Raw genomic sequence first — 14,817 nt, 5'->3', positions numbered from 1 at the left:
CAGACCATCCGGAATCCACCCGTTGCGGACATCGTCATGGCCAAGCGGATTGAGTTCAGACCCTACTCCCCCTCATCCTGAGGTGCCGCAGCAAAGCGGAGGTCTCGACGAAGGGCTTCAGGGATCGCGCGGCGGGCGGGAGGGTTCCGTCGCGGCTCGCGTCGCTCAACCCTCAGGAAGACGAGGTGGGTCGGAAGACGCCTTCAAACAGAAGCGGGACCGGCGCCGCCTCCTACCCTTCGATCTCCAGGAACCGCACCGAGTCCCGGTGTACCCGGTCGGCCATGGCGCGCACGCCGTTGGAGCGTTGCGGGGTCAGGTGCTCGCCCAGCCCCAGCTTGGTGTAGAGCGCGAAGGCGTCGGTCTCGGCCGCCTCGCGGAGCGGCTTGCCGTCGAACAGGGCGATCATCAGGGCCACGAGGCCGCGCACGATGTGGGCGTCGCTGTCGCCGCGCATGCGCAGGCGCGGCTCCGAGTCGGAGCGGTCGACGTCGAGGTCGATCCAGACCTGGCTGGCACAACCCTGGACCTTGTTGGTCTCGGCATGCAGCTCCGGATCGGGGGGCGGCAGGGCCCGCCCGAGCTCGATGAGGTAGCGGTAGCGCTCTTCCCAATCGTCGATGAACGCGAAATTCTCGACGATGGTGTCGATCGGGGGAACCATGATGGACCGGATCTGGAATGGGCCGGGGCCGCTATAAGGCCCCGGCGAAACTTGGGCGACTCCCGCGCGAAACACCAGGGGGCGCGGCGTCGGCGATCACGTCTCCGGCGGCTGGGTCGGCGGCAGGGTCAGGACCAGGGGCTCGGCGGTGCTGGCATCGCCCGACACCAGGATCTCGGCCTGGGCCGCGTAGGCGGCGATCAGGCGCGGCCCGAGCTTGGGGATGTTGGACCGGCCGGTGGCCGCCATCTCGCTGATGCCGGAGACGATCGAGACGCGCAGCGGATGGCCCGCGGCGGACTCGATGGCGATGGCGATGGAGCAGGCGACGTGCTCGGCCGTGGCATCGAGGCACTCGGCCACGATCTCGGCGACGATCATGCCGAGCGCGTTGGCGGTGCGCGGCTCGACCAGCCCGGTCCCGGAGCCGCCGACCTGGACGCTGATCCGCCCGGCCCGCCGGAGCTGGCCGAGGCCCGAGGCCAGGCGGTGGAGGTAATCATGCAGGTCGATCGACGCGATATGGGGCGCCTCGTGCAGGTGCTGCTGCACCAGCGCGATCGCCCGCACCCGCTGGCCGAGCGCCTCGAAGCTGCCCCGGCACGGGTCCGGCGCCGCGCGGCCGTAGAGACCGATGAGGCTGACCATCACCTGCAGGTTGTTGCGCACCCGGTGATAGACCTCGGCGAGCAGGGCCTCCTTCTCGGCGAGCGCCTGCTCGATATGCTCCTCGGCGTGCTTGCGGTCGGTGATGTCGAAGCAGGTGCCGAGATAGCCCTGGAACCGGCCGTCCTCCACCAGCGGGCGGGCGGTGTCGAGCAGCCAGCGATAGACGCCGTCGTGGCGCTTCAGGCGGAATTCCACGGTGAACGGCTCACGGGCCGCGAAGGCCTCCGCGACGATCCGGGCATGGCGCTCGAAATCCTCGGGATGCAGGCCGCTGCGCCAGCCGACGCGCAATTCCTCCTCGAGCGGGCGCCCGGTGAAGTCCAGCCAGCACTCGTTGTGATGGACCGCGTGGCCGTTCTCATCCGAGCGCCACAGCATCAGCGGCACCACATCGGCAAAGCGCCGGAAGCTGTCGCTCAACGCGCTGGTCCCGGCGGAGTCCGCCGCCCGGCCCGCATCCCCCGCGGGGACCGTCGCCTGCGGCGCAGCCGTTCCGGACCCTGGTGGCTGACCGCCCATTCTGTACCCGACCCGCTATGCCGAACTGTGTGAGACGCCGTGTCCGTATCGTGATGGCGCCGGTCAACGTGCCGATGGGGGTCCCGTTCCGATCCCACGTTGCCGCTGGCGTGCTCATCCACATGGGGATGCGATATTAGGGCCGAGGTCGGACTTTCAGCGCACTTTTGGGAGTCTGTAGCGCGGGTTGCACCCGGCGTTACAGTCCATCCGCGGGCCGGGAGGGGGCGGCCGCGCGCGTCTCCCGCGCCCGCACAGGGGGAGGGCGCGCCACCCTGCGGGAGCGGCGGCCCTTCGGCCGTGTGCGTCGTCCAGACCCCGAGGATGCATCCGGTCGCCCGCCGAGGAATGCCCGCCGAGGAATGCCCGCCGAGGAATGCCCGCCAAGGAACGCCCGCCACGGAACGGGCCTGGCGCGTCAGGTGCGGATCAGCTTCGCCACCACCGCCAGCAGCTGCTCCGGCTTGAACGGCTTGGTGATCCAGCCGGTGGCGCCGGCCGATTTCGCCTGTTGCTTGATGCTCTCGTCCGATTCCGTGCTCAGGAACAGGATCGGCACGCCCGCGCAGGACGGGACCGTGCGCAGCTGCTTGATCATCTCGATGCCGTTCATCACCGGCATGTTGAGATCGGTGATCACCAGATTGATCGCCCCGGCCTTGGCCTTGGCAAGGCCATCGGCGCCGTCCTCGGCCTCGATCACCGTGTGGCCGGCGGGGCCCAGCACGATCTTGATCATCTGGCGGATGCTGGGGGAATCGTCGACGGCGAGAACGGTGGCCATGGGGGGGGTCCGGTCCTGGGGTCAGAGGGCGGGGACGGCGGCTGCGAACGGCGCATGCGGCGCGAGGCCGGCACGCCGGAAGGCCGCCGCGGCCGCGTCGGGCAGGTTGGTCAGGTCGAGGGTGGCGCCGCGCGCCGCCGCCGCCTTGGCGGCCGCGACGACGATCTGGACGAAGGTGACATCCACCGCCTCGATCGCCGCGCAATCCAGCACCAGGCCGGCCGCGCCCTCCAGCGCCGCCAGCAGGTCGGTGCGGAGCGCCTGCGCCGTCCGGAGCGTGCAATCCGACGGCATCGTGAAGGTGACGGGTTCGGCCATGGTGATTCCGCTGCGGGTGCGCGGCCAGACTGGCTGCAGTCGATCTCTTTAAGAATCGGGCGCGTTAAATTTCCCTTGAGCGCATCATAGCAACCAGAATGCCACGATGCATCGTCCGGCGTTTCCTGTTGAAAACGGTTCGCGGCCGGCGGGATGGCGATTTTGTATTGGTCGAATAGTTCGGCGTTTGTGGCGGATCGCCATCAATCGTTGCTTGTATCCGATCGTACTGATGGCTAGCGCCAAGCGCAGTGTTTGTATTGGATGCACCGAGTATAGCACTGGTCGTTTCCGGTCCGGGGCGTCATGTTTCGTATCATTGCTTGGCTCTATAACGTGCGCAATAACTGTTCATTCAGGGGGCCGGCTTAGAAAGCGGCTGCTCACGGTCGTAAGTTCGAGCCTGAGCCCGGCGAGAGCTGGCCGAGTCCGAGGAATACATATCGATGGCCTTCTGGGGGCGCGCGAATCTGAAGGTGGACCACGGAGAGGACTCGGATTCATTCACTGCGCCCGCTGAGGCCGGGGATTCGTCCGCCGCGCCGGCCCCGGCGCCGCCGCCGCTCGGGGCCGCCGATCTCCTTCAGGCCCGGCTCGGCCTGTCCGACGTCCAGCGCAAGACTCTCGACGCCCTGATCGACGAGCTCGGGATCATCTCGGCGGATGTCGAGACCGACGTCCACGGCCTGTCGGACCGGTTCCAGCGCATCGCCACGACCACCCGGGGCCAGTCCGAGATCGTGCAGGGCCTGGTCACGTCGATCCAGTCGGTGCGGATCGACGGCGCCGAGCGGCCGCTGGCCGAGGTCGCGACGGCGCTGGGCGAGATCCTGGCGATGCTCAACGACAAGATCGGCTTCATGTCGTCGCGCGGCGCCACCATGGGGGATGCGCTGAACGGCGTGCTGGGCGAGCTGTCCTCGGTGGACGGCAGCGTCGCCGAGATCGAGAAGATCAACCGCCAGACCAATCTGCTGGCGTTGAACGCCAAGATCGAGGCGGCCCGGGCCGGGGAGGCGGGACGGGCCTTCGCGGTGGTGGCCGACGAGGTCCGCAGCCTGGCCGGGACGATCAACGCGCTTTCCGGGGTGATCAAGGGGCAGATCGCCTCGATCGCCGGCGGCCTGCGCAGCAGCCACGCACTCCTGCACGACATCGCCACCATCGACATGTCGGAGGAGAGCCGGAACGCCGACGCCCGGGTACGCCTGGTGATGCAATCCCTGGTCGAGCAGAGCTCGCGCTTCGCCGACGTGCTGACCCAAACCGTGCAGACCACCGAGGCGATCACCGAGGATGTCTCGGGCGCGATCGTGTCCATGCAGTTCCAGGACCTCGCCAAGCAGCGCATGCAGAACCTGCAGGCGATCCTGCGGGCGCTCCAATCCACCCCGGAGGCCGGTGCCGATGCGGAGCGGGACTGGGCGGCGGCGCTGATCGCCGGCTGCACCCTCGGGGAGGTCCGGGAGCGGATGTCGCGCCACCTGCTGGGCACCGCGGTGCCGACTCACGGGCGCGACGACGATCCGCTGGCGGGCATCGATCTGTTCTGAGGCCGAGACAGATTTCGACGCGGATGATCTGTTTCGGTTGTCACTACCGCAGGTAATATGGCGCAACGACCGGATCATCCGGTAGATTGCCTGCGAAAGGGTGATATACGATCCGTTATGGAACAATCTAATACTGTATTATTGGGCAAAGTAGCGATTTGATTCATTCAAGAAACGAAACTTTTCGGGGAAAAATATGATCTCGTCGGGTTTTTGACGCGATCAGGACTTCTTTTTTTAACGAGTTTAAAGTAGGATGTGTCCCGATCGATGGCCCGAGTCTTGGGTTGATCGCGCGATCTAGCCTTCGGCCGGCGCCCGCAATGGGTGCGTGATCGCACCGATGCCTCCGAAGACGGCGCAACTGGATCCACGCGACGATGACTGATCACGATCCACGCGAGGTGTTCCTGGCCGAGGCCAACGAGCTGCTCGACCGGCTGGAGACCACGCTGCTCGATCTGGGCGACCGGCCCGACGATTCGGCGCTGATCGACACCGCGTTCCGGGCGCTGCACACGATCAAGGGATCGGGGGCGATGTTCGGCTTCGACCAGGTCGCCGCCTTCACGCACGATTTCGAGACCGCCTTCGACCTGGTCCGGCGCGGCGAGGTCCCGACCAGCGCCGATCTGGTCAACGTGTCCCTCTCGGCCAAGGACTACATCCGCACGCTGATCGAGGATCCCGGCGCCACCGCCCCGGTGATCGGCGAGGCGATCCTGGCCGAGCTCGAGCGCCTGGTGAGCCGGGCCAAAACCCCGTCGGAGCCGGCATCCCCGTCGGAGCCGGAGGTGCCGGGCCCGGATTGCGCGCCCGCGGGCTGGCGGATCGGAATCGCCTTCGCCCCGGAGGTTTTGCGCAACGGCACCAACCCGCTGGCGCTGCTCGACGAGCTGCGCGAGCTCGGCCCCTGCACGGTGGTGCCGCGGCTCGATGACCTGCCCGACCTCGCCGCCCTCGACCCGGAGCACCTCGTGCTCGGCTGGGACGTCACGCTCCGCGGGTCCGCGACCCGGGAGGCGATCGAGGACGTCTTCCTGTTCGTGCGGGACGACATGGTGCTGACCCTGGCGCCGCTGGACGCCGTCGAGCCCGAACCAGCGCCGGCGCCCACCCACGCCGTCGCCGCCGCACCCGCCCCCGTGCCGGTCCCCCCCCCCGCGCGGCCCGCCCCGGTGCCGGCCGCCACCTCCGCCATCACCCCCGCCGCCAAGGCTGCGACCACGCCCGCCGCGAGGCCGGCCACCAAGGCCGAGCGCCGGGGCCAGGCCCGCAATTCCGAGCCCCGCGTGTCCAGCACGATGCGGGTCGAGGCCGAGCGGCTCGACGAGCTGCTCGACCGGGTCGGCGAGCTGGTCATCGCCCGGGCCCGCCTCAGTCAGCTGGCGGGGCTGCACGCCGATGGCGGGCTCCACACCATCGCGGAGGAGATCGAGCGGCTGTCGGCGCAATTGCGCGACACCACCATGAGCATCCGCATGGTCCCGATCGGCGCCCTGTTCAGCCGGTTCCGGCGCCTGGTCCACGACCTGTCGGGGGATCTCGGCAAGCCCGTGACCTTCGTCACCGACGGCGAGGAGACCGAGCTCGACAAGACCGTGATCGAGCGCCTGGCCGATCCGCTCGTGCACCTGATCCGCAACGCCATCGACCACGGCATCGAGGACCCGGCCCGCCGGGCCGCCTCCGGCAAGGACGCCACCGGGCGCATTACGCTCAGCGCCGAGCATGTCGGCGGCCAGGTCCACGTCACCGTGCGCGACGACGGCGCCGGGCTCGACGTGGCCCGCATCCGCGCCAAGGCCGAGGAGCGGGGGCTCGTCGCCCCCGGCGTCCCGCTCACCGACCAGCAGGTCTACCAGTTCCTGTTCGCGCCCGGCTTCTCCACCGCGCAGCAGATCTCGGCCCTGTCGGGCCGCGGCGTCGGCATGGACGTGGTCAAGCGGACCATCGAGGCCCTGCGCGGCTCGATCGACATCACCACCGAGCCGGGGGCGGGCACCGCCCTCGTGCTGCGTCTGCCCCTGACGCTGGCGATCATCGAGGGCCTGCTGATCCGGGTCGGCGAGGGCCGCTACGTGCTGCCGCTGGCGGCCGTGGAGGAATGCGTCGAGCTGCCGGAGGACGGGCGCGGCGAGCGCGGCCGGGACTTCCTCAACATCCGCGGCCACCTCGTGCCGTTCCTGCGCCTGCGCAGCCTGTTCGCGGCGACCGGCGCGCCCGACCCCTACCAGAAGGTGATCATCGTCTCGGTGGGCGAGACCCGGTTCGGGCTCGTGGCCGACCAGATCCTCGGCAACCACCAGACGGTGATCAAGTCGCTGTCGAAGCTGCATGCCGACGTCGCGACCTTCTCGGGCGCCACGATCCTGGGCGACGGCACCGCGGCACTCATCATCGACCCGGCCCAGCTGATGGCCGGCGGACAGATCGGCGCCCCCGAGGCGCTGCGCGATTTCCGTGAGGTAGCCTGATGACCGATTTCGTCGAGGCCATCGAGCAGGGCCACGCCCTGCAGGTCGTGATGATGCGCATCGGCCCCGAGACCTTCGCGCTCGGGGCCGGGATGGTGCGGGAGATCATCGATCCGATCCCGACCACCCGGGTCGCCGGGGCCCGGCCGCATCTCGGCCACGTGGTCAACGTGCGCGGCAACGTCGTGCCGCTGGCCGACATCCGCGAGCGCTTCGGCATGCCGATGGAAGCCGCCACCCCCGATACCCGCTTCGTGGTGATCGAGCTCGATCTCGACGGCGATCCGACCCTGGTCGCGCTGGTGGCCGACAAGGTGTTCGAGGTGACCGCGGTCGCCCTGGAAAGCCGCCAGCCGGCGCCGAAGATCGGCACGTCGTGGCGGCCCGAATACATACGCTCCATTGTCAAATCCGGGAATGACTTCGTCATCATCCCGGACATGCAAGCAATACTGAACTAACCGGCCTTGGAGAAGACGATGCGATTTTCGATCAAGGCCAAGCTGGCCGCCGGTTTCGGTGCCTTGCTGGTCCTCGCGGGCCTCGCCGGCGGAGTGGGCTACCAGGGCCTGATGGAGGCGGACAGGAGCCAGGCGTTCCTCCGCGGACGCGCGGAGACGCAGGCCCTGGTGCTGGAAGCCAAGGCCAATACCATCCGCAGCACCGCCAACATGCGCACGGCGGTGATCACCGTGAACGACGCCCAGATCGCGGATTCGCTCAAGCGCGCCCTCGACAACCGCAAGCGCGCGCAGGAGATCATCGCCAAGGTCAAGGCCGGCGCCGCGACCGACGAGGGCCGGCGGCTCGTCCAGGACCTGGACCAGAAATACGAGGCGCAGGTCGCCCTGGGCAACCGGATCGTGGAACTGGCCCGGATGAATGCCAATGCCAAGGCCTGGGCCGAGATCATCGGCGTGGGGCGCCCGGCCATGGCCGGGCTGCGCACGGAACTGGAGACCCTCTCGGCCAAGGCCGACGCGCGCTCCATCGACCTGATCAAGGCGGTGATGGCGGTCCAGATCCCCCTCGAACGGGCCTGGGGCCGGCTGCAGGCCGCCACGGGCGCGGTCAGTGTCGCCGGGTTGGACGAGCACGTGACCGCGACCAAGCAGATGCGCGACGAGATCGGGCGCAGCCTGGACAACCTGCTCCGGGTCGGCGCGGCTCTGAAGGTTCCCACCGAAGCGGTCCGGCAGAGCTTCGAGACCTGGTTCGCCTCGTTCCAGAGGGCGCTGGCCACGATCGAGCCCGGCGCGCCCATCCACGCGATCGAGCTCATCTCGGGCGGGTACAGCGCCGCGTCCATCGCCAGCAACCAGGCCTTCGACCTCCTGTCCGACTACCAGGGCCGCCAGATGGCGGAGGCGGTCGAGCGCGCGAAGGCGGCGTCGCAGGAGAGCCAGACGCTGATGCTGGCGACATTGGCCGGCGCGCTCCTCCTCGGCCTCGGCATCGCCGGGTGGCTGGCGGTCTCGATCGCCCGGGGAATGGCGCGGGCCGTGTCGCTCGCCGAGGCCGTCGCGGTCGGCGACCTGAGCCAGACGATCGCGGTGACCTCGAACGACGAGATCGGCGACCTGATCACCGCCATGACGCGGATGACCGCCAACCTCAACGCCACCGCCGCCCTCGCCGACGCGATCGCGGGGGGCGACCTCACGGTCGAGGCCGCGCCGCTCTCCGACAAGGACACGATGGGCCTCGCCCTGCAGACCATGCTGACGCGGCTTCGCGCCGTGGTGATGGAGGCGAACGCGGCGGCCGGGAACGTCTCGGCGGGCTCGCAGGAGCTGTCGTCCTCGGCCGAGCAGCTGTCGCAGGGCTCGACCGAGCAGGCCGCGTCCACGGAGGAGGCTTCGGCCTCGGTCGAGGAGATGGCCGCCAACGTCAAGCAGAACGCCGAGAATGCCAGCCAGACCGAGGCGATCGCGCGGCAATCGGCGCAGGATGCCGAGGCCAGCGGCGCCGCCGTCGGCCGGGCGGTCGACGCGATGCAGACCATCGCCCAGAAAATCACGATCGTGCAGGAGATCGCCCGCCAGACCGATCTGCTGGCCCTGAACGCCGCCGTCGAGGCGGCCCGGGCCGGGGAGCATGGCCGCGGCTTCGCGGTGGTGGCCTCGGAAGTGCGCAAGCTCGCCGAGCGCTCGCAGGCGGCGGTCGCCGAGATCGGCACGCTGTCGGCCGACACGGTCAAGGCGGCCCAGCAGGCGGGCGAGATGCTCGGGCGGCTGGTGCCGGACATCCGCAAGACCGCGATGCTGGTGGAGGAGATCTCGGCGGCATGCCGGGAGCAGGATGTCGGCTCGGCGCAGATCAACCAGGCGATCCAGCAGCTCGACAAGGTCACCCAGCAGAATGCCAGCGCCTCCGAGCAGGTCTCGGCGACCTCGGACGAGCTGGCGACCCAGGCCGAGCGGCTGCAGGCGACGATCGCCTATTTCCGCGTCGACGAAACCGAGACCCGCATCGACGCGGCGGCGACGCAGCTGCGGGCGACGGCGGCCCGCATGGGTGTGCCGGCCAAGGCCAAGGCGGCGGGCAAGGCGGGGGGCAAGGTGCGCCCCGCCCGCGCGACCCTGGCGGCGGGGGGCGGCTTCGACCTCGACATGGGCGACGGCGACGCCCGCGACGCCGACTTCATCCGCGCCGCCTGAACGCCCCCGGCACCGCGCGGAGGGCCTTCGCGCGGTGCCCCCTTCTCACGACCGACCCCCTGATTGCCGCGGTGAAGGCCCGTGTCCCCCGGATCGGGCAGGACCCGACCGGCAGCGGCCCAGCCGGAGACCACCATGTCCAGCGTGTGGCAGTACCTGACCCTCGGCCTCGATCGCGAGATCTTCGGGATCGCCATCGAGTCCGTGCACGAGATCCTCGATTACCGCCCGCCCGCGGCCCTGCCGCAGGCGCCGCCGTTCCTGGTCGGCATGATCGACGTGCGCGGGCAGAGCTACCCGGTGATCGACCTGCGCACGAAGCTCGGCCTGCCGGCGATCGACGTGACCCCGGCAACCCGGATCATCCTGCTCAACATCCCCATGGGCGCGCGGGAGATGCGGGTCGGCTTCGTGGCCGACCGGGTCATCGAGGTGGCCGAGCTCGACAGCGCCGAGCTGGAGCCCGCCCCCGACGTCGGGGGGCGCTGGCGCTCGACCTACATCGCCGGCATCGGCCGCCGGGGCGAGGCCTTCGTGGTCGTGTTCGACCTCAAGGCGCTGATGGCGGGGGACGACCCGGCCCTGCTGCTTCCTTCGCTCGCAGCCTGACCGCCGTACGGGAATCGATGCCATGCCGCAGCTGAGCGACCAGCATTTCGAGAACGTCGCCGACCTGATCCAAGAGCGGGTCGGGATCCAGATCCCGGCGGCCAAGCGCACCATGGTGGAGGGGCGGCTGCGCAAGCGCATGCGCGCCCTCGATATCGAATCCCTGTCGGCCTACGGGCGGCACGTCTTCGAGGAGGGCCACCTCGCCGTGGAGCTCGTCCACATCATCGACTGCGTCACCACCAACAAGACCGATTTCTTCCGCGAGCCGGCGCATTTCGACCAGCTCCGGGACGAGCTGGTGCCGATGCTGCGCCGGAACGGGGCCACCCATGGGCGCCTCAAGCTCTGGAGCGCCGCCGCCTCGACGGGGGCCGAGGCCTACACCCTGGCCATGGTGCTGCACGACATGGCGATGGCCGGGCACGCGCTGGATTACGCGATCCTCGGCACCGACGTCTCCACGGAGGTCCTGCGCGTCGCCGCCGACGGCATCTACCCGGAGGAGGTGCTGCAGGCGGTGCCACCGCACTTCCGCCGACGCTACGTGATGAATGCCCGGGACCCGTCCTGGAAGGTCGGGCGGATCGTCCCGGAGCTGCGCAGCCGCGTGCACTTCAAGCACCTGAACCTGATGAACGCCCAGTATGCGGTCGATCACGACATCGACATCATCTTCTGCCGCAACGTGCTGATCTACTTCGACAAGGACACCCAGCGGGCGGTGCTCTCCCGGCTCGCCACGCACCTCCAGCCCGGCGGCTTCCTCGTGGTCGGCCACTCGGAATCGATGGCCGGGGCCGGCGTGCCGGGCCTGGAGCAGGTCTCCTCGACGATCTTCGGCCGGACGAAGGGGCCCATCGCATGAGCCGAAGCGCCCCGATCCGCGTCCTGATCGTGGATGATTCCGCCTCGGTCCGGCAGACCCTGGTCGGCATCCTGGAGGCGGCGCCCGACATCACCGTGCTGGGCACGGCGGCGGATCCGTTCATCGCGGCGCGGCGCATCCACGACGAGGTGCCGGACGTCATCATCCTCGATCTTGAGATGCCCCGGATGGACGGGCTGACCTTCCTGCGCAAGATCATGGCCCAGCGGCCGATCCCGGTGATCATCTGCTCGACGCTCACCGACCAGGGCTCCCGGACGCTGTTCGAGGTGCTGGAGGCGGGGGCGGTGGACGTCCTGCCCAAGCCCCGCGTCGATACCCGCCAGTTCCTGATGGAATCCTCCGTGCGGGTCTGCGACGCGGTCCGGGCCGCCGCCCGGGCGAAGCCGCGCCAGAGCCGCCCGGGGCTGCGCGCGGTCGAAGCCAAGCTGACCGCCGACGCGGTGCTGCCGCCCGCGGCCCGCAACCGGACCCTGGCCGGGACCGAGCCGATCGTCTGCATCGGCGCCTCCACGGGGGGCACCGAATCCCTGCGCGACGTGCTGGAGATGCTACCCGTCGATTGCCCGGGCCTCGTGATCGTCCAGCACATGCCGGAGCACTTCACCGCGGCCTTCGCCAAGCGGCTGGACGGGCTCTGCGCCATCGCGGTGAAGGAAGCCGAGGACGGCGACGCGGTCGGCCCCGGGCGCGCCCTGATCGCCCCGGGGGGGCGGCACCTGCTGCTCCAGCGCAGCGGCAACCGCTACACGGTGGCGGTGAAGGACGGCCCGCTGGTCTCGCGCCACCGCCCCTCCGTGGACGTGCTGTTCCGCGGGGCCGCCCAATGCGCCGGCGCCAACGCGCTGGGCATCATCATGACCGGCATGGGCGACGACGGCGCCAACGGCCTCCTGGAGATGCGCCGGGCCGGTGCCCTCACGGTGGCGCAGGACGAGGAGAGCTGCGTGGTGTTCGGCATGCCCAAGGAGGCGATCGAGCGCGGCGCCGCCGCCCTGGACCTGCCGCTGGACCGCCTGCCCGCCGAGATCATCCGGTTCGGCCACGCCCCGGTGCCGCGCCTGCCCGCGTGACGGGCGGCATGCGCGACGATCCCGGTCAGCCGCCGCGCAGCCGGGCTGCGAGCGCCTCCGCGAGACAATCGGCGACCCGGCGGATCCGGGCGTTGCCGCGCACCTCCTCGTGCAGGACCTGCCAGACCGGCAGGGGCGCGAGGCGCAGGCCGATCTCCGCCTGTTCCAGGCCGGGCTGGCGTTCGGCCAGCAGCACCTGGGCGAAGCCGATGCCGGCCCCGGCCAGCATCAGGTTCCAGTAGACCATCTGGTCGTCGCAGCGGACCGGGAAATCCTCGCGCGCCGCCCGGAGCCCGTGGGCCGCATAGGCCCGCAGGAGCGCGTCGCTGCGGTCGAAGCCGAGCACGTCGTGTTCCGCCAGATCCGCCACCGTGCGGGGCCGGCCGCGGCGCTCGAAATAGCTCCGCGTGCCGAACAGCCCGAGGGGCGCCTCGCCGAGCCTGCGGGCGATCAGGGCGTTCTGGGTCGGGTCGACCATCCGGATGGCGATGTCGGCATCGCGACGCAGACGAACGGGATTGAGCGCGTGGTCATGACCGGCAGCGCCGGCTTCCTGGCCCTGGGACTCGCGACCCTGGTGCGGCACGCGCTCAGCCTCGCCGCCTTGCGCGGCGGCGACCCAGCTGCCGGCGGTGCTCCGGCCCCGGCCCGCAGCCCTTAGCGTTCCGTCTGGTCCCCGAAGAGGCGATCGGCGTCTGACGGCGCGTCACGCCCGGCGGCGGTGGCCGGACAAGGTATCGTTGGCGACGGTTTGCGGCGTCTCGGGCTGCGCGCCCGGGACCGGCTGGTGCAACCCGGCGGGACGCCGGCTGCGCAGGGCGGCGAGCAGGAGACCGGCAAAGACCGCTGCGCTCCCCGCCCCGAACGGCGCCAGCAGGAGCGCGCCGGGGCCGAACCAGGGCCAGGCGCATACACAGGTCAGGATGCCACCCGCCAGGGTCGCCAGCACCAGAACGAACACTTCGCCCCCGTATTCGTTTTCGGTCGTGTCGCCGCAAAGCGGCTGACCCAAGTTACTGCCGCACACAGGGCCGCGGCAACCCCAGTATTTTTGCAGGACGCATCGCGAGAACCGACGGCGCCATGCCCAATACGCGGGTCGACCTCCCCGTTCGCGCCCGGCTCGCGGTTCGCGAGAGGTTCTATCGGGCGACACTTGGGTGTCTCCGGAAGCCGGCGATCGCCCGGCCGCGTCGGCATCGCGGGTGCATGGCCTGCTGTGAGGCCACGGCCTTCGGCAATCCGCGCTCGGACGGTGGCGGCGGATTCACAACCTGAAGGAGGTTTAAGCCTAACCAGAAATAGCGCGTGACGGCCCAGCTTGGGTTGTGTCTGATGCCGGCAGACACAACCTGAAGGGTGCGACGTGAGATCGATCCTGATCGGGACCGTCCTGTTGCTGACGGTCGGGGGCGCCGGCGCCCGGGGCGGCGGCCATGGCCTGAGCGGCACCGGATCGAACGGCGCCAGCCACCCGGTATCCGGCTACACCATGGCCCGCGGGACGGTCGTCGCGCCCCACTCCGCCACCAACCCGAACGGCACCGCCCGCGACCATGACGGGACCCGGGGCAACGTCAACCCGCATACCGGCGCCGTCGGCAGCCACGGGGCCGGCCGATGATGCGGCTCGCCTGCGCCCGGCTGGCGCTGGCCGGTGCCGTGCTCCTCGGCCTCTCCGGCGCCGCCAGCGCCCGGGACGTCCGCGAGCCCGACGAATCGACCCTCGACCGGCACGGCCATTACCGCAACCGCGACGGCTTCGAGGTCCATCGCCCGGCCAAGAGCCGCGATGGGAACAAGCCGGCCGGCGCCACGGCCAAGTGTCGGGACGACACCTGGAGCTTCAGCCGCAACCACCGGGGCACCTGTTCCGGCCATGGCGGGGTCGCCCATTGGGAGGGCTGAACGGGCAGACCTGAGATGTTGGGATCAGATGGTCCCGCTTGTCGTGCAAGGAGGGTTTTGCGGAGCCTCAACGCCGACCTTGGGCAGACTGGTGGGCGAACGCAAAAATTTCGGCCTAAAATCCGAAGATAGGAATTCTTGGGTTGACACCGTCCCGCTCCTGGGGTAGATCCAGGGCACGGTCGAAAAGTGTGCGGAGCGGCGGCGATGCAGGCACTCGATGCGCTCCCGCCGGAGCAGCGCGCCGCGGTCGAGCGTCTCCTGCGGGAGACCACGCTCTCGGTCGCCGAGATCAGCGCCCGCACCGGCGTGAAGCCGGCCACCATCCTCACCTGGAACGCCCGGTCCGGCTGGCTGAGGCCGCGCCGCTGGCGGCATGACATCGCCGCGCGCTGGCCGGAGCCGCGCCGGGCCGCGCTCACCCGGCTGCTGAGCGAGCGGCGCAACGATCCGGAGGATGTCGCCGAGGCGGCGGGCGTCGGCCGCGAGGCGACCGGGCGGCTCCTGGCGGTCTGCGGCGTGGCCCGCTCCGAACGTCTGGCCGAACCCGAAGCGGCGGCGCCGGAGCCGGCTGGGGAGACGGCCGAGCCCAGCCTCCTCGATCCGGCCTCGGCGGCGGAACCGCCGACCCTGCGGGCGCCTCTGCGTGCCCCTATCGCCCGGCAGATCGCCGCCTCCGATGCCGCTCTGGACG

At 70.2% G+C, this 14,817-nt stretch carries 16 protein-coding genes and 1 pseudogene; 11 read left to right on the top strand and 6 right to left on the bottom strand.

Going from position 1 to position 14,817, the window contains the following annotated elements:
* Window positions 1-232 precede the first annotated feature (232 nt).
* The 4 genes from AO398_RS14250 to AO398_RS14235 form a co-directional block, all read right to left on the bottom strand.
* Window positions 233-664: a SufE family protein gene (locus AO398_RS14250; RefSeq protein ID WP_058192787.1), complete on the bottom strand. Its 432-nt coding sequence runs from the start codon at window positions 662-664 to the stop codon at window positions 233-235.
* Window positions 665-760: 96 nt separating this feature from the next.
* Complete coding sequence (locus tag AO398_RS14245; protein ID WP_201025765.1) at window positions 761-1,852, bottom strand: PAS domain-containing protein; 1,092 nt, start codon at window positions 1,850-1,852, stop codon at window positions 761-763.
* 418 nt (window positions 1,853-2,270) lie between these two features.
* The gene (locus tag AO398_RS14240; protein WP_058192785.1) at window positions 2,271-2,636 is read right to left on the bottom strand and encodes a response regulator; all 366 of its coding nucleotides are present in this window, start codon (window positions 2,634-2,636) and stop codon (window positions 2,271-2,273) included.
* Window positions 2,637-2,657: 21 nt separating this feature from the next.
* Window positions 2,658-2,954: an STAS domain-containing protein gene (locus tag AO398_RS14235; RefSeq protein WP_058192784.1), complete on the bottom strand. Its 297-nt coding sequence runs from the start codon at window positions 2,952-2,954 to the stop codon at window positions 2,658-2,660.
* Window positions 2,955-3,400: 446 nt separating this feature from the next.
* Between AO398_RS14235 and AO398_RS29690 the strand changes: the two genes are divergently transcribed.
* The 7 genes from AO398_RS29690 to AO398_RS14200 all read left to right on the top strand — a co-directional run bounded on the left by AO398_RS29690 (window position 3,401) and on the right by AO398_RS14200 (window position 12,215).
* Window positions 3,401-4,507 carry a methyl-accepting chemotaxis protein gene (locus tag AO398_RS29690; protein ID WP_058192783.1) on the top strand — a complete coding sequence of 369 codons (1,107 nt, stop codon included), beginning with the start codon at window positions 3,401-3,403 and terminating at the stop codon, window positions 4,505-4,507.
* 380 nt (window positions 4,508-4,887) lie between these two features.
* Window positions 4,888-6,984: a chemotaxis protein CheA gene (locus AO398_RS14225; protein WP_058192782.1), complete on the top strand. Its 2,097-nt coding sequence runs from the start codon at window positions 4,888-4,890 to the stop codon at window positions 6,982-6,984.
* On the top strand, window positions 6,984-7,445 hold the full coding sequence (locus AO398_RS14220; RefSeq protein WP_058192781.1) for a chemotaxis protein CheW: 462 nt from the start codon (window positions 6,984-6,986) through the stop codon (window positions 7,443-7,445). The genes AO398_RS14225 and AO398_RS14220 overlap by 1 nt, the downstream gene beginning before the upstream one ends.
* Before the next feature lie 18 nt (window positions 7,446-7,463).
* A complete protein-coding gene (locus AO398_RS14215) occupies window positions 7,464-9,644 on the top strand; it encodes a methyl-accepting chemotaxis protein (RefSeq protein ID WP_058192830.1) in 2,181 nt (726 codons plus the stop codon).
* A 135-nt stretch (window positions 9,645-9,779) separates the two neighbouring features.
* Window positions 9,780-10,253 (top strand): chemotaxis protein CheW, encoded by a 474-nt coding sequence (locus AO398_RS14210; protein ID WP_058192780.1) that lies wholly within the window; start codon window positions 9,780-9,782, stop codon window positions 10,251-10,253.
* Between the two features lie 22 nt (window positions 10,254-10,275).
* Window positions 10,276-11,121, top strand: coding sequence for a CheR family methyltransferase (locus AO398_RS14205; RefSeq protein WP_058192779.1), 846 nt, complete (start codon window positions 10,276-10,278; stop codon window positions 11,119-11,121).
* Window positions 11,118-12,215 carry a chemotaxis response regulator protein-glutamate methylesterase gene (locus tag AO398_RS14200; protein ID WP_058192778.1) on the top strand — a complete coding sequence of 366 codons (1,098 nt, stop codon included), beginning with the start codon at window positions 11,118-11,120 and terminating at the stop codon, window positions 12,213-12,215. The genes AO398_RS14205 and AO398_RS14200 overlap by 4 nt, the downstream gene beginning before the upstream one ends.
* 25 nt (window positions 12,216-12,240) lie before the next feature.
* Here AO398_RS14200 and AO398_RS14195 read toward each other — a convergent pair whose 3' ends face one another.
* Entirely contained in the window at window positions 12,241-12,801 is a 561-nt protein-coding gene (locus AO398_RS14195; RefSeq protein ID WP_280139126.1) for a LysR substrate-binding domain-containing protein, read from the bottom strand.
* On the opposite strand from AO398_RS14195, the gene AO398_RS29685 reads away from it, so the two are divergent.
* Window positions 12,748-12,876, top strand: a complete 129-nt coding sequence (locus AO398_RS29685) for a hypothetical protein (protein WP_280139128.1) — start codon at window positions 12,748-12,750, stop codon at window positions 12,874-12,876. The two genes, AO398_RS14195 and AO398_RS29685, sit on opposite strands and share 54 nt — an antisense overlap.
* 45 nt (window positions 12,877-12,921) lie before the next feature.
* Here the strand turns inward: AO398_RS29685 and AO398_RS14190 are convergent, their stop codons facing one another.
* Window positions 12,922-13,227 carry a hypothetical protein gene (locus AO398_RS14190; protein ID WP_152997524.1) on the bottom strand — a complete coding sequence of 102 codons (306 nt, stop codon included), beginning with the start codon at window positions 13,225-13,227 and terminating at the stop codon, window positions 12,922-12,924.
* 354 nt (window positions 13,228-13,581) lie between these two features.
* On the opposite strand from AO398_RS14190, the gene AO398_RS14185 reads away from it, so the two are divergent.
* From AO398_RS14185 to AO398_RS14175, 3 genes and pseudogenes are all read left to right on the top strand, one after another.
* The gene (locus AO398_RS14185; protein ID WP_058192776.1) at window positions 13,582-13,839 is read left to right on the top strand and encodes a hypothetical protein; all 258 of its coding nucleotides are present in this window, start codon (window positions 13,582-13,584) and stop codon (window positions 13,837-13,839) included.
* Entirely contained in the window at window positions 13,836-14,123 is a 288-nt protein-coding gene (locus tag AO398_RS14180; protein WP_152997523.1) for a DUF3761 domain-containing protein, read from the top strand. The genes AO398_RS14185 and AO398_RS14180 overlap by 4 nt, the downstream gene beginning before the upstream one ends.
* Before the next feature lie 207 nt (window positions 14,124-14,330).
* Window positions 14,331-14,817: pseudogene (locus tag AO398_RS14175) on the top strand (hypothetical protein); the annotation flags it as partial.

Source organism: Methylobacterium sp. GXS13, from assembly GCF_001455965.1.
Lineage (GTDB): Bacteria > Pseudomonadota > Alphaproteobacteria > Rhizobiales > Beijerinckiaceae > Methylobacterium.
Note: the sequence above shows the minus strand (reverse complement) of the source record. Positions and strands in the feature narration are given on the sequence as shown.

What these genes read in the sequence shown, in the direction of transcription:
- AO398_RS14250 (WP_058192787.1), bottom strand. Translation starts at nt 664, where the DNA reads ATGGTTCCCCCGATCGACACCATCGTCGAGAATTTCGCGTTCATCGAC.
- AO398_RS14245 (WP_201025765.1), bottom strand. Translation starts at nt 1,852, where the DNA reads ATGGGCGGTCAGCCACCAGGGTCCGGAACGGCTGCGCCGCAGGCGACG.
- AO398_RS14240 (WP_058192785.1), bottom strand. Translation starts at nt 2,636, where the DNA reads ATGGCCACCGTTCTCGCCGTCGACGATTCCCCCAGCATCCGCCAGATG.
- AO398_RS14235 (WP_058192784.1), bottom strand. Translation starts at nt 2,954, where the DNA reads ATGGCCGAACCCGTCACCTTCACGATGCCGTCGGATTGCACGCTCCGG.
- AO398_RS29690 (WP_058192783.1), top strand. Translation starts at nt 3,401, where the DNA reads ATGGCCTTCTGGGGGCGCGCGAATCTGAAGGTGGACCACGGAGAGGAC.
- AO398_RS14225 (WP_058192782.1), top strand. Translation starts at nt 4,888, where the DNA reads ATGACTGATCACGATCCACGCGAGGTGTTCCTGGCCGAGGCCAACGAG.
- AO398_RS14220 (WP_058192781.1), top strand. Translation starts at nt 6,984, where the DNA reads ATGACCGATTTCGTCGAGGCCATCGAGCAGGGCCACGCCCTGCAGGTC.
- AO398_RS14215 (WP_058192830.1), top strand. Translation starts at nt 7,464, where the DNA reads ATGCGATTTTCGATCAAGGCCAAGCTGGCCGCCGGTTTCGGTGCCTTG.
- AO398_RS14210 (WP_058192780.1), top strand. Translation starts at nt 9,780, where the DNA reads ATGTCCAGCGTGTGGCAGTACCTGACCCTCGGCCTCGATCGCGAGATC.
- AO398_RS14205 (WP_058192779.1), top strand. Translation starts at nt 10,276, where the DNA reads ATGCCGCAGCTGAGCGACCAGCATTTCGAGAACGTCGCCGACCTGATC.
- AO398_RS14200 (WP_058192778.1), top strand. Translation starts at nt 11,118, where the DNA reads ATGAGCCGAAGCGCCCCGATCCGCGTCCTGATCGTGGATGATTCCGCC.
- AO398_RS29685 (WP_280139128.1), top strand. Translation starts at nt 12,748, where the DNA reads ATGACCGGCAGCGCCGGCTTCCTGGCCCTGGGACTCGCGACCCTGGTG.
- AO398_RS14180 (WP_152997523.1), top strand. Translation starts at nt 13,836, where the DNA reads ATGATGCGGCTCGCCTGCGCCCGGCTGGCGCTGGCCGGTGCCGTGCTC.